General features: G+C 61.8%; 15 protein-coding genes. 5 read left to right on the top strand and 10 right to left on the bottom strand.

Annotated features, from left to right (window positions below; all coding sequences use genetic code 11):
- Positions 1-575 precede the first annotated feature (575 nt).
- The 3 genes from BN1127_RS06575 to BN1127_RS06565 all read left to right on the top strand — a co-directional run bounded on the left by BN1127_RS06575 (position 576) and on the right by BN1127_RS06565 (position 2405).
- Positions 576-1007: a MerR family transcriptional regulator gene (locus BN1127_RS06575; RefSeq protein WP_042648918.1), complete on the top strand. Its 432-nt coding sequence runs from the start codon at positions 576-578 to the stop codon at positions 1005-1007.
- A gap of 56 nt (positions 1008-1063) precedes the next feature.
- Positions 1064-1669, top strand: a complete 606-nt coding sequence (locus BN1127_RS06570) for an NAD(P)H-dependent oxidoreductase (RefSeq protein WP_042648917.1) — start codon at positions 1064-1066, stop codon at positions 1667-1669.
- Positions 1670-1814: 145 nt separating this feature from the next.
- Positions 1815-2405, top strand: coding sequence for an MliC family protein (locus BN1127_RS06565; protein WP_042648916.1), 591 nt, complete (start codon positions 1815-1817; stop codon positions 2403-2405).
- 61 nt (positions 2406-2466) lie between these two features.
- Here BN1127_RS06565 and putP read toward each other — a convergent pair whose 3' ends face one another.
- From putP to BN1127_RS06525, 8 genes are all read right to left on the bottom strand, one after another.
- Complete coding sequence (putP, locus tag BN1127_RS06560) at positions 2467-3975, bottom strand: sodium/proline symporter PutP (RefSeq protein WP_042648915.1); 1509 nt, start codon at positions 3973-3975, stop codon at positions 2467-2469.
- 274 nt (positions 3976-4249) lie between these two features.
- On the bottom strand, positions 4250-5176 hold the full coding sequence (locus BN1127_RS06555; RefSeq protein WP_042648914.1) for a L,D-transpeptidase family protein: 927 nt from the start codon (positions 5174-5176) through the stop codon (positions 4250-4252).
- 179 nt (positions 5177-5355) lie between these two features.
- Entirely contained in the window at positions 5356-6597 is a 1242-nt protein-coding gene (locus BN1127_RS06550; RefSeq protein WP_042648913.1) for a mechanosensitive ion channel family protein, read from the bottom strand.
- A gap of 133 nt (positions 6598-6730) precedes the next feature.
- On the bottom strand, positions 6731-7930 hold the full coding sequence (locus tag BN1127_RS06545) for an acetate kinase (protein ID WP_042648912.1): 1200 nt from the start codon (positions 7928-7930) through the stop codon (positions 6731-6733).
- Between the two features lie 519 nt (positions 7931-8449).
- A complete protein-coding gene (locus BN1127_RS06540; RefSeq protein ID WP_042648911.1) occupies positions 8450-8920 on the bottom strand; it encodes a NanQ anomerase/TabA/YiaL family protein in 471 nt (156 codons plus the stop codon).
- A gap of 300 nt (positions 8921-9220) precedes the next feature.
- A complete protein-coding gene (locus tag BN1127_RS06535; RefSeq protein ID WP_025325894.1) occupies positions 9221-10327 on the bottom strand; it encodes a 1-acyl-sn-glycerol-3-phosphate acyltransferase in 1107 nt (368 codons plus the stop codon).
- A 219-nt stretch (positions 10328-10546) separates the two neighbouring features.
- Positions 10547-11098 (bottom strand): ribosomal protein S5-alanine N-acetyltransferase, encoded by a 552-nt coding sequence (gene rimJ, locus BN1127_RS06530; RefSeq protein WP_042648919.1) that lies wholly within the window; start codon positions 11096-11098, stop codon positions 10547-10549.
- Between the two features lie 61 nt (positions 11099-11159).
- A complete protein-coding gene (locus tag BN1127_RS06525) occupies positions 11160-11720 on the bottom strand; it encodes a GNAT family N-acetyltransferase (protein ID WP_025325892.1) in 561 nt (186 codons plus the stop codon).
- Positions 11721-12068: 348 nt separating this feature from the next.
- Here BN1127_RS06525 and BN1127_RS06520 point away from each other — a divergent pair, with 348 nt between their 5' ends.
- Entirely contained in the window at positions 12069-13838 is a 1770-nt protein-coding gene (locus BN1127_RS06520) for a M4 family metallopeptidase (RefSeq protein WP_042648910.1), read from the top strand.
- 46 nt (positions 13839-13884) lie between these two features.
- Here the strand turns inward: BN1127_RS06520 and BN1127_RS06515 are convergent, their stop codons facing one another.
- Positions 13885-14784: a LysR family transcriptional regulator gene (locus BN1127_RS06515; RefSeq protein ID WP_042648909.1), complete on the bottom strand. Its 900-nt coding sequence runs from the start codon at positions 14782-14784 to the stop codon at positions 13885-13887.
- Positions 14785-14992: 208 nt separating this feature from the next.
- Between BN1127_RS06515 and mdtH the strand changes: the two genes are divergently transcribed.
- Positions 14993-16186 carry a multidrug efflux MFS transporter MdtH gene (gene mdtH / locus BN1127_RS06510; protein ID WP_042648908.1) on the top strand — a complete coding sequence of 398 codons (1194 nt, stop codon included), beginning with the start codon at positions 14993-14995 and terminating at the stop codon, positions 16184-16186.
- A 202-nt stretch (positions 16187-16388) separates the two neighbouring features.
- Here mdtH and BN1127_RS06505 read toward each other — a convergent pair.
- Positions 16389-18281, bottom strand: a 1893-nt coding sequence (locus tag BN1127_RS06505) for a type I secretion C-terminal target domain-containing protein (protein WP_042648907.1), incomplete at its 5' end; no start/stop codon positions are given.

The following is an 18281-nucleotide window of genomic DNA, read 5'->3' as shown; positions in this document are numbered from 1 at the left end:
ATAACGCCTTAAATGGCGAAGAAACGGTCTAAATAGGCTGATTCAAGGCATTTACGGGAGAAAAAATCGGCTCAAACATGAAGAAATGAAATGACTGAGTCAGCCGAGAAGAATTTCCCCGCTTATTCGCACCTTCCTAAGGTTCGAATCTGGCTTCCTCAGCCTCATGTGATGAGAGCTAATCATCACGCAAGTAAGATACAAGGTTCGAATAGCGAAGCGTATTCCGACTATCGCGTATAACCCAGCCAAGATATAAGCAAGGATCGGAAGATCGCCTTGCGAGCCGCTGCAGCTGATCCATTGCGCGCTGGCCAATCATACCTCTGGCTCGAATATATCGAGCAACTCTCACCCGACTACGCCATCTATGCCCCCACCCTGCGCCACTTTGGCGAGGCGAGCACAAAAAATCTGGGACACCCTCTCACATCCTATAGGGCTAAGCCGCATCCAGACACTTGCTGCCACAGTGCAATGCGCTGATTCTACAGCCCTATCCGCCATGGGGATTTTATCCCCCCTGCCGCTAGCCTATAGTGAGCACCTTTCACACCCCCTTTGCGAGCAGCACCATGTATATCGGCGAATTTGCCCGGCTGGCGGGCACCACTCCAAAGGCAGTCCGTCTCTACGAGCAGCTCGGGCTGCTGCCCGAGCCCAGACGGCGCGGCAAGTATCGCGTCTACCGGGCAGAGGATCTGGAGTGGGTCGGCTTTATCCGCGAGGCCCAGCGGCTTGGCTGCAAGCTCGGGGAGCTGGTTCCCCTGCTCGCGGACGTCACCAGCCTCGACCACTTCCCTTGGCAGAAGGTGGAGCAGCTTATCGCGGGCAAGCTGGCGCAGATCGAGGCGGAGATCGCCAAGCTGCAACGCCAGCATCAATCCCTGACCCAGTGCGCCGCCCTGCTGGCGCTGCACCCCTGCCGCTATGGCGCACCCGTCCCACACGACCCCGAATCGCAGCTTCATCAGAGGGATGCAGGGCAGGTGCACAAGGTGGCTTGACTCTGTCCCATGGGACAAGGGGTGTAATGGGGGCTCACTTCATCAGGAGCCACGCCATGACACCCAAGCTGCTTATCATCAACGGCAACCCCAAACCCGACAGCCTTTGCCATGCCCTGGCCCGGGAGTACGCCCGCAGCGCCGAGGAGGGCGGCGCAGAGGTCACCCTGCATCACGTGGGGGAGCTCGCCTTCGAACCGGATCTGCACCATGGCTATGACGAGGCGCAGCCCCTCGAGCCCGATCTGCAGGTATTGCAGCAGAGCCTGAAGCAGGCTCACCATCTGGTGATCGTGGCCCCCCTCTGGTGGGGCCACCTGCCGGCCCGGCTCAAGGGGTTGCTGGACAGAACGCTGCTCTCGGGATTTGCCTTTCGCTATCAGAAGGGCAAGGCGCTTCCCGAGCGCCTGCTCGCCGGCAAGACGGCGCGCCTGCTGCTCACCATGGACAGCCCTGTCTGGTACTACCGCTGGTGGCTGGGCTCCCCCGTCGAGCGCACCCTCGCCAAGCCGGTGCTGGGGCTCTGCGGCATCCAGCTGACCCACCGCCAGCATCTGGGGCCCGTCCACACCTCGGATGAAAAGGCGCGCCAGCGCTGGCTCACGCAAGCCGGGGCCGCCGCTCGCCAGGATGCGCAGCAGTTGGCGCGGCGACGACCCTGAGCCAGGGCGTCGGCGACCCTGACCAGGGTTGTCGGCAGCGCTGCCCAAAGGGGCGGGCAAGGGAGCCTGGGGTGAAAAAGTCCTCGGCGGCCCGGCGCCCTTGTGCTGTAGTAAGCGGGAATCCCCTCTTGCTGGAGCCTTTTCGATGACCAAGATGTTGCTGGGCACCCTCGCCTTGATGCCGCTGCTGGCCAGTGCCGCCACCCCTTCCTTTGACTGCACCAAGGCCCACAGCGCGGCCGAGCAGCTTGTCTGCCAGGACGCCGGGCTGGCGGCGCTGGATAACGAGCTTGCTGCCCTCTACCCCAAGGCGATGAACCAGCTGTCGGCGGAGCAGCAGAAGACGGAGAAGGCGATGCAGCGCGGCTGGATCAAGGGGCGCAACGAGTGCTGGAAAGAGAGCGACTCGCGCCAATGCGTGGAGGAGAGCTACCAGTTACGCATCACAGAGCTGCAGATAAAGGGGGCCCAGCTGAGGGTGCCAAGCCCGGTCGACTACCAGTGCGACGGCGGGATCCGGCTCTCGACCTACTTCTATAACGAGGCCAAGCGGCCCGCTGCCGTTATCAACCTGAGCGAGGGGGCGCAGCAGTCGCAGGTGCTCGCCTTTGAAGCCCCCAGCGCCAGCGGCGCCCGTTACGAGGGGCAGAATCTCACGCTGCTGACCAAGGGGAACGAAGCCAGGCTGGAGCGTTATGACCAAGCCGCCCGGCAGTGCCGGGTCAGCGGCCAATAAGCCCGCCTCGCCATGAAAAAAGCCCCGCATTTGCGGGGCTTTTTGTTGGCGGTCACCGGGGTTATTTCACCGCGATCGCCTCGGCCATGGGGGTCTGAAACTCCCGCTCGGCATCGGCAAAGCGATCCAGCATGGCCTTGGAGGGGGCCTTGCCCAGCAGGCTGAACAGCACTATGGCCAGGGTGGCGAAGACGAAGCCCGGGATGATTTCATACAGACCCAGCCAGCCGAACTGCTTCCAGACGATGACGGTCATGGCACCGGTCAGCATGCCTGCCAGGGCGCCGTTGCGGGTCATGCGCGACCAGAGCACGGAGAGCAGTACCACAGGACCGAAGGCGGCACCGAAGCCAGCCCAGGCGTAGCTCACCAGCCCCAGTACCCGGTTCTCCGGGTTCACGGCGACAGCGATGGCCACCACGGCGATCAGCAGCACCATGGCACGGCCGACCCACACCAGCTCTTTCTGGGAGGCGTTCTTGCGCAGGAAGGGCTTGTAGAGATCCTCGGTGATGGCGCTGGAGCAGACCAGCAGCTGACAGCTCAGGGTGCTCATCACCGCCGCCAGAATGGCGGAGAGCAGCACGCCGGCAATCCAGGGGTTGAACAGTATCTTGGAGAGCTCGATGAAGACCCGCTCCGGGTTGCCGGTGACGCCGGCGGCCTGCTCGGTGAAGGTGGAGAAGTAGGAGAGGCCGAAGAAGCCGATGGCCACGGCGCCGCCGAGGCAGAACACCATCCAGGTCATGCTGATACGGCGGGCATTGACCATGGAGTGGTGGGAGTCCGCCGCCATGAAGCGCGCCAGTATGTGGGGCTGGCCGAAGTAGCCCAGGCCCCAGGCCATCAGCGAGATGATGGCGATGAAGTCCAGGTTCTTGAACATGTCGAGGTTGCTGGCGTTCTGTGCCGCTACCTGCACCATGGCGGTGTCGATGCCGCCGACGGCGATGATGACGAATACCGGGGTGAGGATCAGGGCGAAGATCATCAGGGTCGCCTGCACCGTATCTGTCCAGCTCACCGCGAGGAAGCCGCCGAAGAAGGTGTAGGTGATGGTGGCCGCGGCACCGACCCAGAGGGCGGTGTCATAGCTCATGCCGAAGGTGCTCTCGAACAGGCGGGCACCGGCCACCACGCCGGAGGCGCAGTAGATGGTGAAGAACAGCAGGATCACCAGGGCGGAGAGGATGCGCAGCACCCGGCTCTTGTCCTCGAAACGGTAGGTGAAGTAGTCCGGCAGGGTCAGGGCGTTGCGGTTCTTCTCGGTGTGAACCCGCAGCCGACCGGCTACCCAGCGCCAGTTGAAGTAGGCACCTATGGTGAGGCCGATGGCGATCCAGCTCTCGGAGATGCCGCCGATGAAGACGGCGCCCGGCAGGCCCATCAGGAGCCAGCCGCTCATGTCGGAGGCCCCGGCGGAGAGGGCGGTGACCCAGCTCCCCATGCGGCGGCCGCCGAGAATGTAGTCGTCAAAGTTTTGGGTGGCGCGATAGGCGATGAAGCCGATCAACACCATCCCGAGGATGTACACCAAAAAGGTGATGAGCATTGGGGTGCTAGCTGTCATTCAAAACTCCGTTATGTGACGTCTGTGTTCGTTCTTGCGACGAACTCTTCCTTAAAAAAACCGGCCTAGAGTAATCAGCAGATCGCCTGATCACAACCACTTTTAACAAATAAAAAACACAGAGAAAACGTTTCACACCTAATCAAGTAACCAATCAAGAGCGGTTAGGCCGGATTATATCCCGGCGGTGCAAAGACTTATCCGTGGGATCCCCTCCCCTGCATCATAAAAAAGCCCCGACCTTGGCCGGGGCTCGATATCGAGGGCAACCGGATCAGCGGTTGATGGCGATGGGCATGCCGCTGCGCTGTTCCAGAGCCTGCTTGACCAACTGGGAATCGCTGTCGGCGTGGGCGATGAAGCGGGTCACCGCAGTGGACATGGGCAAGGGTGCCGGCAGGCTGGAGTTGAACTCCTCCTGGCTGCGGGAGAGCGGCTGGTGCACTTCCAGGTAGCGGCTGCCATCCGGCTCGACCGAGGCCTTGATCGGCTGGTTCACGAACTGGACGCGGGTGCCGACCGGTACCTGCTTGAACAGATACTCGATGTCGTCGTTACGCAGGCGCACACAACCGTGGCTCACCCGCAGACCGATGCCGAACTGGGCATTGGTGCCGTGGATGGCGTACATCTTGCCGATGTAGAGCGCAAACAGCCCCATGGGGTTGTCCGGCCCAGCCGGCCAGACCGCAGGCAGGGTCTCGCCGCGGGCGGCGTATTCGGCATGCATCTTGGCGGTCGGGGTCCAGGTCGGGCCCGCCTTCTTGCGCTGCACGCTGGTCACCCAGTCTTCCGGGGTGTCGGTGCCGAGCTGGCCGATGCCGATCGGCAGCACTTCCACTACCTTCTTGCCCTTCGGGTAGTAATAGAGGCGCATCTCGGCGACGTTCAGCACTATGCCCTCGCGGGGGGCATCCGGCAGGATCAGCTGGTGCGGCACGACCAGCTTCTCACCCGCCTGCAGCAACAGGGGATCCGCCTTGGGGTTCGCTTCCAGCATGTTGGTCAATCCCAGCTGGAACTTGGCCGCAGCCGCTTCCAGGGGCTGGCCTGCCTCTTCGGCCGGCACCACGTATTCCAGGTTCTCGCCCACCAGGCGGCTGTTGGCCGCAGGCAGGGCATATTCGACGGCAAGCACGGGCGTGGCGGTCAGGAGCAGGCTGCAGCACAGTGCAGCAGCCGTGTTGTGGAGGAGCTTCATAACTTTCCTGTGATATTGGGGTGATTCAGGACTCTGGCCAGGCCGGGGCTTGCGCGCCCGGGGCGAAGAGAAGGCCGCCATTTTTCTCCTCTGCACCGCAAATTTCAACCGACACGTGGTGACGGGTCGATGATTAATATGGCGTTTTCCCCTGGCCTCATCCTGTAACAAGGATCAAATCACCCGTTCTTCCAGGCATGCATGTCATAACCGGTTGGCGATTGATGCAATCGCAGATGAAATTGCCCGATAATGGCGAATATGTGGTCGAAAATATCGGCCTGGATCCCTTCGTAATCGGCCCAGGCGGTGGTCGCCGTGAAGCAGTAGATCTCCAGGGGCAGGCCGTCGGAGGTCGGTGCCAGCTGGCGCACCATCAGGGTCATGTCCTTGCGAATACCGGAATGGGCGTGCAAATAGGCATCCAGGTAGGCGCGCAGGGTGCCGAGGTTGGTGAGGTGACGGCCATTGATGGGGCAACTGATGGCGTCGCTGAGCTGCTGGTTGTAGCTGCTCAGCTCCTGCTCCTTGCGGCTCAGATAGGGGGCCAGCAATTTGGCCTGCTTGAGTGTCAGCTGCTCCTCGGCGGTCAGGAAGCGCACGCTGGTCATGTCGATGTTGACGCTGCGCTTGATGCGCCGGCCACCGGATTCCGTCATCCCCTGCCAGTTCTTGAAGGAATCGGAGATGAGGGCATAGGTGGGAATGGTGGTGATGGTCTTGTCCCAGTTCGACACCTTGACCGTGGTGAGGCCAATGTCGGTCACCTCGCCATCGGCGCCGTACTTGTCCATTTGCAGCCAGTCACCGACGCTCAGCATGCGGTTGGCGGAGAGCTGGATCCCGGCCACCAGACCGAGGATGGGGTCCTTGAACACCAACATCAGCACCGCAGTCATGGCCCCCAGGCCGCTGAACAGGAAGAGCGGCGACTTGCCGAGCAGCAGGGCTATCATCAGGATGCCGACCAGTATGCTGGCCACCAGTTTCACCCCCTGGAAGATGCCGCGCAGGGGCAGGTCCCGTCCGAGCCGGGTATAGCGGCTCACCGACAGCAGACAGTCGAGCAGGGCGAACAGGGCAAGCAGCAGGAACAGCAGGATCCAGAGCTGGGCCAGCATCTCGATAAGCTGCAGGCTGTCGGATGCCTTGGGCAGCCAGATCTCCGCCTGACCGAGCAGCACGGCCCCTTGCAGTACCAGGGCGAGCCGGTAGAAGAGCCGCTGCTGCAACTGGGGCGGCAGCCACACCTGCTTGGTCTTGCCGAGCAGCCCCACCAGGCGCACCAGCAGGATGCGGTGCAGCACCAGGTGCAGTGCCAACGCGGTCAGCACGATGAAGCTCAGGGCGATCACCAGCGCCATCATGGCGGTGACCTCCACCCCGAGACCGGACAACCAGTTGAAAAATATCTCCTTCATCTCTACCTCTGCGACGTGAAACTGCCGTCAGGGTACGTATCTGGCCCCTCATGTCAAATGACAGCTTGCTCAATGTGCCGCTGAAACGACAACGCCCGGCACAGGCCGGGCGTTGTTTCGGTGCGAGGGGGCCTTAGCCGACCAGGCTCAGGGCATCGCGGGCGATGACCAGCTCTTCGTTGGTGGGCATCACCAGGGCCAGGCGGCTGCCTTCGGCCGTGATGGGGCCTTCACCGCCCAGCACGGCGGCGTTGTTGGCCTCTTTATCGACCTTGAAGCCGAACAGGGCCAGCCGCGCCAGCACCATCTCACGCACCATGGCGGCGTTCTCGCCGATCCCACCGGTGAACACCAGGGCGTCCAGGCGACCGTCCATGGCGGCGGCATAGGCACCGACATACTTGGCAACTCTGTAAGTGAACACATCCAGCGCCCGCTTGGCGCCCGCGTCGGTGGCGTAGTTGGTGGTGACATAGCGGCAGTCGCTGCTCACCTCTGTCATCCCCAGCAGACCGGACTCGCGGGTCAGCACATGGTTGATCTCGTCCACGCTGTAGCCGAGCTGGTCGTGCATGAAGAAGACCACGGCGGGGTCGATGTCGCCGGAGCGGGTGCCCATCGCCAGCCCTTCCAGCGGAGTCAAACCCATGGAGGTATCGACGGACTCGCCGTTCTTGATGGCGCAGACGGAGGCACCGTTGCCCAGGTGGCAGTTGATGATGTTGAGCTCGGACAGCGGCTTGCCCAGCGCCTTGGCGGTCTCTTCGGCGATGAAGCGGTGGGAGGTGCCGTGGGCGCCATAACGACGGATGCCGTTCTCCTGGTAGAGCTTGTAGGGCAGCGCGTAGAGGTAGGCTTCCTGCGGCAAGGTCTGGTGGAAGGCGGTGTCGAACACGGCCACGTTTTTCTCGGCCAGGGCCGGGAAGACCTTGAGGGCGGCACGGATGCCGATGAGGTGCGCCGGGTTGTGCAGGGGGGCGAACGGAATGGCGGCCTCGATGCCGGCGATCACGCCATCATCGATGCGAACGGAGCGGGAGAACTGCTCGCCACCGTGCACGATGCGATGGCCGATGGCGACCAGCTGCTCGGCGAGTGTCGGATCCTGGGGCAGGATGTGGCCCACTATGTGGTCAAGGGCGGCCTGGTGCGCGGCACCGGCGCCCAGCATGGCTTCGCCCTTGACTCCGTGGAGTTTCCATTTGATACGTGCGTCATCCAGATTGAAGCATTCGGCCAGGCCGGACAGCATGTCCTCACCTGTTTCGGCGTCCATTACGGCAAATTTCAGGGAAGAGCTACCGCAGTTAAGGATCAATACCAACTTGCTCATGTTCTACATCTTCCTGTGCTTCGGCTTTATGCCGACAGTGTCGTGTCATCCAACATGGATGGGATTCCCCTGCCGGGGGCGTTATGGTCGCAGGAAAGTGCGCCCAATTTTTCAAACTGTCTGGCGCCGACCGCCAACTCTGGGCCAGGCGCGCTTATCCTTTCAAACTCTTTGGCGCCGACCCATAGTCTGGCGCGCTTATCCTTTCAAACTATCTGGCGCCGACCCATAGTCTGGCGCGCTCATCATTCTCAAACTCTCTGGCGCCGACCGCCAACTCTGGTCCAGGCGCGCTTATCCTTTCAAACTCTCTAACGCCGACCGCCAACTCTGGGCCTGGCGCGCTTATCCTTTCAAACTTTCTGGCGCCGACCCATGGTCTGGCGCGCTCATCTTTCTCAAACTCTCTGGTGCAGACCCCGAGGCTCGCACACTCATCGAATCGTCAATGCGGGACAGGCCAGCGCCCATTCGACGCGGCCCTGTCCTGGCGGGTGCCCGGGCACCCGGCGCTGCGGCTCAGACCGAGGTCAGCAGCGACTGGTGAACCTTGACAACCAGCTTCTTCACCAAGCCTGGGGTAGTCAGGGTACAGAGAGGGCGATGCAGTTCTCCCGGCCAGAAGATGGCAAAGTCGCCGGGCTGCAACGCCAGATAACTGGTCTGGTCGTCATCGACGAACCAGAGATCGGGGTGGGGATGATCGGCGCCGTCGCTCACATAGGCATGGGGCCCTACGCCGATCCACTCCTCCCCCCGCAGCAGCAGCTGGATATCCAGATACTGCTCATGAAACTCGCCGCGGCGATCCGCGACCGGCTCGGTCAGATCCTCGCTCACCAGGCAAAACAGCTTGAGGCCGTCTATGTCCTGCTTGCCAAGGGGCGCCTCACGCCAGTGGGCAAGGCTCTTCACCACCTCGGCCATGATGCGGGCCAGCGGCGCGGGCAAGGGGGTGCGTTGCAAGGTATCCAGACTGCCGGTGATCATGGGGTTCGCATCCTTAGGTATATCTGCCGTCTATCTTTGTCCATCAATGAAAAAGGACCCCTAAAGGTCCTTATCCAGCGTCGTCTGCCATCCGTGCAGACTCGAAAAGCGCCTGGTTCATCTTGTTGGCGCCAGGTCACTGTTGCACAGTCGCCCGCCCCTTGCCAAGAGTTACCCGCTCATTCACCCAATGATCGTACCAGTTGAAACAATATTATTCACTAGTCCATTGCCACCGACTTTGACCAGACGCAAAAACGGGAGCATCTGCTCCCGTTTTTTTCACCGAATCGGCGTCATTCAAACCTTGCTGGCGTTCTCCACCGGCTTGGCATACATGGCACGCCAGATGGCCTTGTGTTCTTCCGGCACTTCCGACTGACGGGTCAGGAAGGCTGTCTGCTCTATGGTGCTGGCCTTGCCGGGCACATCTGCGGCCAGGTAGTTGCCCGGGAAGAGGCGATAGCTGCTCCAGATCGCCTTGTCGATGAGCGCGGCCAGTTCGTCCGGATCGCTGAAGCCCTCTGTGATGGGGGCGCCGAAGGAGACATGTACCCGCCCCTTCTGGCCGACGATGCCGGCGACTATGCTCTCGATGTCCTCGAACTCGCCCTTCTCGTAGCTGCCGTTGACCGACTTCTCGTACAGCTCGCGCGCCTTGGCCTTGTCGGTGGGATCCACCTCGTAGCTGATGCTGACCGGCACTATGTTGAGGCTGCGCATGTAATCGACGAAGTCGATCTTCTGCTTCTTGCCGTCCACATAGAACATCTTGAGGATGGCCGGATCCGTCTTGTCGTCCCCGTTCTTGGCGCGCCCTTCCTTCTGGGCGATCCAGATGGAGTGCCCCTCGTGGACCGACTGGCCTATGTAGGCCGACAGCTCGCCGAGGGCCTTCATCATCTCCCGCGGCCCCTTGGCGGAGCGCTTGACGATGAAGCTCTTGTTGAGCTTCATCAGCTCGGTGGCACAGGGCTTGCGCAGCAGGTTGTCACCGATGGCGATGCGCACCGTATCGAAGCCATGGGTGTGCAGCCCCCAGTTGACGAACGCCGGATCCATGGCGATGTCCCTGTGGTTGGAGACGAACAGGTAGCCCTGCTCCTTCTTCAGATGCTCGAGCCCGGAGAAGCTCACCCCCTGGGTGGAGGTGGCTATCATGCGACTCATGTAACGGGTCACCCCCATCTGCACCTGATGGATGGTGCTGACCTTGGCCCACTTGTGGCGCAGGAACTGGCGGATCAGCGGGCGAATGGCCCAGCCCAGCCAGCTCATCAGGGAACCGAAACGGTATTTGGCGATGGCGCCGATAAACTCGTCATCCTGGATCAGCCGCTCGATGGCAGCCGGCACTTCGTCATCGCGATAGGGGCGAATGTCCGCGAATCTATCTACTTCTGTCACAATGTCAGCCTTGCATGTATGGAGTCGCGACCAGCTGCTGCTGGCCGGGAAAATTCAGGGCGCAATTTTACACGCTTTTGGGGTCAGGGGTATGAGAGGCATACAGATAGTGCGATCTTGCCGTGAAAAAGCCGCCAAATCATGGGGAGCCAGGATCCGGGACGGCCTGCGCCGACGGCTTGGCGAGGATTGGCCCTGTACGGGAAAACCACATGCTCCTCAACCAGCCGGATTGAGCAGCGCGGTGAGGACGTGGTCCTCCCAGCGGCCGTTGATCATCAGGTAGTCCCGGGCATAGCCTTCCTGCTCGAACCCGAGACGCGCCAGCAGGGTGCCACTGCGCCGGTTCACCGGCATGTAGCTTGCCATGATGCGGTGCAGGTCACGCTCCCGAAACAGGTAGTCGATGCCGGCGGCCACCACCTCCTGCATCAGCCCCTGCCCCTCATGATCCTGATCGATGGCATAACCCAGATGGCATGCCTTGAACATGCCCATCATGATGTGGGTGAAGTTGCAGGTGGCGAGCACCCGCTCCCCTTTGGGATCGAGCGCCACCAGTTGCACGGCGCTGCCGTCGAAAAACTGGCCATAACCGTCGCGCAGCCGCCCCTGCCAGTGACCCAGGGTATAGAAGCTCTCGTCGCGTTTCGGCTCCCAAGGCTGCAGATGGGTGCGGTTGCGCCGGTAGAAATCCAGCATCAGCTCGGCCCGCTCCGGGGGCAGAACGGTCAGCCGGGTGAGGGCCGTGGTGATATGGGGCAGGGTCAGCACTGTGCCTCCCCATACTGGCCATGCAGGATGCCAGCGACCGGGCTGGGCCGGCACGCCATCAGTGATCCCTTTCCCGCAGCCTGAGCCAGTCATCTCGCAGCAGACCATAGTGGACATGATCCACCACCCTGTCAGCCAGCCGCTCCGCCCGCCGGGTGATCCCCTCCTGCTGCATGCCGAGCCGCTCGCACACAGCCCGGCTGGGCTCGTTCTCCAGCGCGGCGCTGATCTCCACCTTCTCCATCCCCATCTCCTCGAAGGCGTGATGGATCAGGGCCTGACAGGCCCGGGTGATGATGCCATTGCCCTGCCAGCGCTCCGCCAGCCAGTAGCCGATGCTGACCTTGGCCAGCCCCTGATCGATCTGGTTGTAACCGATGACACCGACCACCTCCCCCTGATACTCGATGGCGGTGGTCAGCCCCTCGCCTCGGGCAAATTTCTCGATGGCGTGGCGAATGAAGGTGGCGCTGTCGGAGGGCTGCTGGATATGGGGCACCCAGGGCAGCCACTGGGAGAGATAGTCGCGATTGCGCTGACAGAGGCGAAAGAGTTCGCTGGCCATGTCGGGCTGCAGAAACAGGAGCGCCAGCTCGTCATCCAGTTGCCATGAAAACATTGCTCCTCCCCCGCCTTTGGTCCGGCATCCGCCGTCATGGGAGCCAATGTAGTCAATCAATCCCTTGTTTGCCAAGGACTTTCGGCGCCTGCCACCGGCAGGCAATCCCCATATGGATGTGCCCATTTGGGCACTTTTTGGGGCCTTGCAGCAATCAGCCCTTCCCTTGGCACAAGTCACCACATTCATAACGAATTTCAGCAGACAAGGATGACAACAGTCAGATCTGCTACGCCTTTATGCTGCTCTGTCACATATGACAGGCAGTTATTTCAGACCGCCGCACTAGTGTAAGAGCGCCGGGCAACGGACCCGGCGTGCAATCTTCATCGACTAAGGAAAGACGAGATGAACAAAGTCTATTTGGCCGTGGTACTGGCCTGCTGGGGAAGCGCCGCCATGGCGGCAGAACAGGTGGAAGTGAACCAGGTCTCAGACCTGACCGGCGCTGTGAGCGGCGCCGCCAGGATAGGCGCCCTCGCCACAGGGGATGGCGAGTTTCGCCAGGTACGGGTCGTCAAGCTGCCCAACGGCCAGCAGCGAGTTCGTTATGAGCAGACCTGGCAAGGCATCCCGGTGTGGGGCCAGGTGCTGGTGGCCGATCAGGCCCTGGGGGGCCAGGTCAACCAGGTGTCCGGCACCATGCTGCGCAAGATAGATGCCGACCTGACGGGCCCGACCGCCACCCTCTCCCCTGCCGATGCTGCCCTCAAAGCCCGCGCCGGAGCCAAGGGCAGCAACGAGCAGGTCAAGCTGTTCGTGATGCAAGATGAGACCGGTCAGGCCCGCCTGGTCTACCTGGTCTCCTGGCTCGCTGCGAGCAAGGAGCCGAGCCGTCCCTTCGTGATGATAGATGCCCAAAGCGGCAGCGAGCTCAAGCGCTGGGAGGGGATCAATCACCAGGACGCCACTGGCCCTGGCGGCAACCTCAAGACCGGCAAGTACTTCTATGGCGCCGATTTTGGTCCCCTCAAGGTGGATGAAAGCTGCCGCATGAGCAGCAGCAACGTGGACACCATCAACCTCAATCACGCCACCAGTGGGGGCGCAGTGCACCAGTTCACCTGCCCGGAGAACACGGTCAAGGAGATCAACGGCGCCTACTCGCCGCTCAACGATGCCCACTACTTCGGCAACGTGGTGTTCGACATGTACCGCAACTGGTACAACACGGCACCGCTCAGCTTCAAACTGAAGATGCGGGTGCACTACAGCCGCAACTACGAGAACGCCTTCTGGGACGGCAGCCAGATGACCTTCGGTGACGGTGCCACCACCTTCTACCCCCTGGTGAGCCTGGACGTGGCGGCCCATGAGGTGAGCCACGGCTTCACCGAACAGAACTCGGGCCTGGTCTACTCCGGTCAGTCGGGCGGTATCAACGAGGCCTTCTCCGACATGGCGGGTGAAGCGGCCGAGAACTACATGAAGGGCAGCAACGACTGGCTGGTGGGGGCCCAGATCTTCAAGGGCAACGGCTCCTTGCGCTACTTCGAGGATCCGACCCAGGATGGCAGCTCCATCGGCCATGCCAGCGACTACTACGACGGTATCGACGTGCACCACAGCTCGGGGGTCTACAACCGCGCCTTCTACCTGCTGGCCAACACCGGCGGCTGGAATACCCGCAAGGCGTTCGAGGTGTTTGTGCTGGCCAACCGCCTCTACTGGGGCGCCAACACCACCTACGATCAGGGCGCCTGTGGCGTGACCAGGGCGGCTACCGATCTGGGCTACAGCCTGACCGATGTGGCGGCGGCCTTCAACACGGTCGGCGTCAACGCCAGCTGCGGCGCCACGCCACCGGCCGGCACTGTGCTGCAAAACGGCGTGCCGGTGACCGGCCTCGCAGCCGCCAAGGGGGGCAAGCTGAGCTACACCATCGAGGTGCCGGCCGGCAAGAGCCAACTGGTGGTCGCCAGCAGCGGTGGCAGCGGGGATGCTGATCTCTATGTGAAGTTTGGCTCGGCACCGACCAGCACCAGCTACGACTGCCGTCCCTACAAGAGCGGCAACACCGAAACCTGCACCCTGAATGCCCCCAAAGCGGGCACCTGGCACGTGCAGCTCAGCGGGTTCAGCGCCTTCTCGGGGGTGACCCTCAAGGCCAGCTACTGAGCCTGAACGGGAATAAAGGAGAGCGCCGGACTTGTCCGGCGCTTTTTTATGCGGGCTTCCCTGACCAGCGCCTGGCCAGGGTGCGCGCCGCTTCCAACACCCGCTCCTTGGCGGGATTGGGCCGCTTGCCGCTACGCCAGGCCATCATCACATCCCAGTGATCCGGCGGCAGATCCGTCACATCCAGTCTCACCAGGCGGCCGAACTCCAGATCCCGGGTAATGGCGAGCGCCGGCATCAGGGTGATGAAGCCATGCTCCAATGCCAGCTCCCTCGCCGCACTGGCTGGCTGGATGGCGTGCAGCGGGCTCGTCACCTGGCGCAGCAGCCGTAACTGCAGGATCAGCTCGTCACACCCGGTGCCCCACTGCTGGGGGGCCAGCCGCTCGTTGGCAATGTCCTGCAGGGTCAACCCCTGCCGACCGGCCAGCGGGTGGGTAGCGCAGGCCACGGCGATGATGGGAGAGCGATAGAGCAATTCGAGCTGGATACCGGCGATGGCGGGACACTTGAGGATAAAGCCGACGTCGGTCTCGCCGGTCAGCAGCTCCTGCATGATGATGCCGGAGTGATCCGTGTTGCAGCGGATCTCGAAAGCTTCATCCACCAGGGCCAGCAGCAAGGGGCCGAATACCGCCGTGGTCAGGGAAGGGAGACAGGCAAGCTTGATACGTGGCAGGGCGGGCGCTCCCTGCATCGCCAACCGCCCCCCCTCCAGGGCGCTCAGGGCTGCGCTCGCGGCAGGCAGAAACTGCTCGCAGGCCGGGGTCGGGGTAGCCCCCCGCCGATGGCGACGAAACAGGGACTGACCCAGCTCCTGCTCCAGCACGGCGATCCGCTGGCTGACCATGGGTTGTGACCAGCCGCGAATGGCCGCCACCTTGCTGAAGCTGCCACGGTTGGCCACGTCCAGCAGCAATTGCAAATCATCGAGTGTCACAGCCATAACCAAATCCAATATGAAATATAGCCAGTTGTCGGCTACCACTATATCTGGCGCCCCACCAGAATAGCAGCATCAATCGTCATGAAATGGCAGAACGCCAGCGAGTCAGGGACTTATCGTCGCCCTTGGCTCTGTTTGGTGACGGCGCCATTCGGACAATGAGTACACAACAAATAATGTCATCGAAGCAAGCAGGGGTATAAGGGTCATGGTGGAGCGGGCGAGGCGGTTGGGGCGGTGGTTCTTGGCATTGGATTCCCTCTTGGTGATCCTGGGGTTCTTCGTGGTGATGCCCATGATAAGCCTGCGTTTCGTGGATCAACTTGGCTGGGCCGCCGGTGTGGTCGGGCTGGCGCTGGGGCTGCGCCAGCTGACCCAGCAGGGGCTGGGGGTCTTCGGCGGCTCGCTCGCCGACAAGTTCGGGGCTCGCCCCCTCATCGTCTGCGGCATGTTGCTGCGGGCGCTGGGCTTTGCCAGCCTGGCCTATGCCCAGAGCGGGCTGGAACTCATTCTCTCCTGCATCATCTCGGGACTCGGCGGCTGTCTGTTCGATCCGCCCCGGGCCGCTCTGGTGATCAAGTTCACCCGCCTGCGGGAGCGCGGCCGCTACATCTCCCTGCTGATGATGCTGGAGAGCGCCGGCGCCGTGATGGGCGCCCTGCTCGGCAGCTGGCTGCTGAACTTCGATTTTGAATATGTCTGCCTGCTGGGAGCCGGCCTGTTTGTCTGCGCGGCCCTGTGCAACCTGCTGATCCTGCCCCCCTACAAGCTCTCCCTGCGGCCGACCCCGATCCGGACCGGCCTCGGCCAGGTGCTGGCGGACAAGGCCTTCTGCCGGCTGGTACTGATCCTGAGCGGCTACTACGCGCTCTGGGTGCAGGTGATGCTGATCTTCCCCATCCTGGTCAAGCAGATGGCGGGCAGCACCACGGCGGTGGGATGGATGTACACCCTGGAGACCGCCATTTCGCTGGCGCTGCTCTATCCGTTGGCGCGCTATGGCGAACGGCACTTCAAGCTGGAGAGCCGGTTGATGGCGGGGGTATTGCTGATGACGGCAGGCATCGGGCTGGTAGCCTTTGCCACCACCTTGCCAACGGTATTCATGCTGCTTGCCTGCTTCTATCTGGGGATCGTCATCGCGGAACCGGCGCGGGAGACGCTGATGACCAAGCTGGCGCAGCCGGGGGCGCGCGGCAGCTACATGGGCTTCAGTCGCCTTGGTCTGGCGCTGGGCGGCATGACCGGTTACGTCGGTGGCGGCGCCCTGCACGACTACGCCAATGCCCAGGGACAGCCCTGGTTGCCCTGGCTGGTGCTCGGCACCGTCGGCGTCACCACCCTGCTGCTGCTGGTGAACTGCTTTCAGCGCGATTCCCGTCTGGCCCATGTCAATGCCTGATCCCTGAGCACACATGCAGTCGACATAGTCCCCCGGGCGCCCCTCATTCGAGTCGGCGCCCTTCTTTTATCCCGCAACACAGGATCGACGACCAGCCTCTCCATGCTGGTCCCTGGTCCCTATTTTCCTCACTTCACTGACCGAATCGCGCACATAAAAAAAGCGGCAGATTGCTCTGCCGCTTTGTGTCCATCTGGCTGGGTTACTTGTCGATATCCAGCATGTGATTGTTCGGATTTAACATGTAATCGATCACCTGGTTGGCCGTAGTCCCCGACCCCCCCGTCAGGGTGTCGAAGGTGTGGTTCATAAGCACTATCTCCTGGGTTACCGGTGCAGTACCGCTCTCCTTGACCTGCAGATGCACCCCCTCGCTGTCCTGGAACACCGAGAGCAGGCTCTTCAAGGAACTCTCGTTCTTGTTACCATCGCTGTCGAGCAGATCGCTGAGATCCAGCTTGTCCTCTTCCGACTTGCTGAAGTCGACGATGTAGTCCTTGGCCACCTTGCCGACTTCGGTATCCCCCTTAAGCCAGATGAAGGTATCGGATCCCGCATCCCCCTTGAGGATGTCATTGCCAAGCCCGCCGACCAGGATGTCATTGCCCAGACCACCGCTCAGGGTATCGTCGCCGATACCGCCCAACAGGGTGTCGTTGCCGCTGCCACCGTACAGAGTATCGTTGCCGCTCTCGCCGTACAGGGTGTCGTTGCCGGCACCACCGAACAGGATGTCGTTGCCAGCCCCGCCGAACAGGAAGTCATCGCCCCCCTGGCCGAACAGGATGTCATTGCCATCCCCACCGTAGAGGGTGTCACCCTTGTCATTGGCCGACGACTGATCGAACTCGCTGGCATGATCCGTGATGTAGGAATGCACCTGGGCATCGGTCACCGACCCTGCGCCCAGCTTGCCGGCCACATACTGCTTGATGGCCGCATACCCTTCCCCGCTGATGCCGGTGAAGCGTACCGCGTCGCCAAACAGTATGTCGTCGCCGGCACCGCCATCCAGCCTGTCAGCGCCGGGCAGGTTGCTGACCGGCGTCCCCAGGATGGCATTGGCGAGATCGGAGGCATTGACCCCTGTCTTGATAACACCATCAGAGTCGTAGGACTTGAGATCGTTATAGGAGATATTCGCTCCCAGTCCGATCGCCTCGACGGTCACTCCCATGCCGGTCAGCAGCCCGAAGCCGGCTACCGAGTTGGTGATGGTTGTGTCAGAGGAGTCCCGCCCATTGCCGCCAAGAGACCAGTATACGTAACCGCCTTTACCATCTGGTCTCATGGCACCGATGGTGCTCTGGGTACCCCGCCAGTCGTAGGAGTAGACCCTGCCCTGAGCATCAATGATGGTCTTCCCATCATTGTTATAGATTTTGCCCGCCACATAGCTGCCCTTAAGCACCGTGTTAAGACGAACATCATCATCCCAGAACTTATCATTGACGATCGGATTGCCTCCCTGACTATCCAGATAGAAGGTCGGCTTACCATCGGTAATGAAATAGGTCAGGTTCTTGGCATTCGTATTACCTTGTGCGGTTGAACTGTTGAACCAGTTGGCCGTGGTCTGGAACACATCTTCATAGTTGGTACCGCCGCCGTCTTCTTCGCTGCCATTCATGTCCGCGAGGATCGTCTTCAGCTTGGTCAACGCATCCGAGTCATTGAGATTCACGCTCACTGACTTGTTGGCCAGCGTATCGAAGTCCACCAGGAAGACGTTGACCTTGCCAGCGCCGACCGCCCCGGCGCTGATCTTGAGGCTGTCAAAGACCTTCTCCAGTTGTGTGCGGATCACCTTCATTGCCTCGTCACCGATACTGCCGGAGCTGTCGACCATAAAGGCGAGGTTGTAGTTCTGACCCGGCAGCACCACGCTGCCATCCAGATCCCCCACCACGATATTGTGCTCGCTGCCATAGGTCCGGTTCTGGTCCCCCGGCTCCCCTTCGGTGGCGTTGAAGTAGCTCAGGCGGATGCTGTCGTCATCGGTCGCGGTACTGGTCAGATCGGTCCCGACCTCCTTGGCGATGACATCGACCTTGAGATTGACCAGGCCCGCCTTGTCGTAACTGTTCACCCAGAT

It is taken from the genome of Aeromonas media, from assembly GCF_000819985.1.
Taxonomy (GTDB): domain Bacteria; phylum Pseudomonadota; class Gammaproteobacteria; order Enterobacterales; family Aeromonadaceae; genus Aeromonas; species Aeromonas media.
This window is presented reverse-complemented; position numbering and strand designations above follow the sequence as displayed.

Excerpts from the sequence above, each read along its gene's own strand:
- BN1127_RS06575 (WP_042648918.1), top strand. The coding sequence starts at position 576 with ATGTATATCGGCGAATTTGCCCGGCTGGCGGGCACCACTCCAAAGGCA.
- BN1127_RS06570 (WP_042648917.1), top strand. The coding sequence starts at position 1,064 with ATGACACCCAAGCTGCTTATCATCAACGGCAACCCCAAACCCGACAGC.
- BN1127_RS06565 (WP_042648916.1), top strand. The coding sequence starts at position 1,815 with ATGACCAAGATGTTGCTGGGCACCCTCGCCTTGATGCCGCTGCTGGCC.
- putP (WP_042648915.1), bottom strand. The coding sequence starts at position 3,975 with ATGACAGCTAGCACCCCAATGCTCATCACCTTTTTGGTGTACATCCTC.
- BN1127_RS06555 (WP_042648914.1), bottom strand. The coding sequence starts at position 5,176 with ATGAAGCTCCTCCACAACACGGCTGCTGCACTGTGCTGCAGCCTGCTC.
- BN1127_RS06550 (WP_042648913.1), bottom strand. The coding sequence starts at position 6,597 with ATGAAGGAGATATTTTTCAACTGGTTGTCCGGTCTCGGGGTGGAGGTC.
- BN1127_RS06545 (WP_042648912.1), bottom strand. The coding sequence starts at position 7,930 with ATGAGCAAGTTGGTATTGATCCTTAACTGCGGTAGCTCTTCCCTGAAA.
- BN1127_RS06540 (WP_042648911.1), bottom strand. The coding sequence starts at position 8,920 with ATGATCACCGGCAGTCTGGATACCTTGCAACGCACCCCCTTGCCCGCG.
- BN1127_RS06525 (WP_025325892.1), bottom strand. The coding sequence starts at position 11,720 with ATGTTTTCATGGCAACTGGATGACGAGCTGGCGCTCCTGTTTCTGCAG.
- BN1127_RS06520 (WP_042648910.1), top strand. The coding sequence starts at position 12,069 with ATGAACAAAGTCTATTTGGCCGTGGTACTGGCCTGCTGGGGAAGCGCC.
- BN1127_RS06515 (WP_042648909.1), bottom strand. The coding sequence starts at position 14,784 with ATGGCTGTGACACTCGATGATTTGCAATTGCTGCTGGACGTGGCCAAC.
- mdtH (WP_042648908.1), top strand. The coding sequence starts at position 14,993 with ATGGTGGAGCGGGCGAGGCGGTTGGGGCGGTGGTTCTTGGCATTGGAT.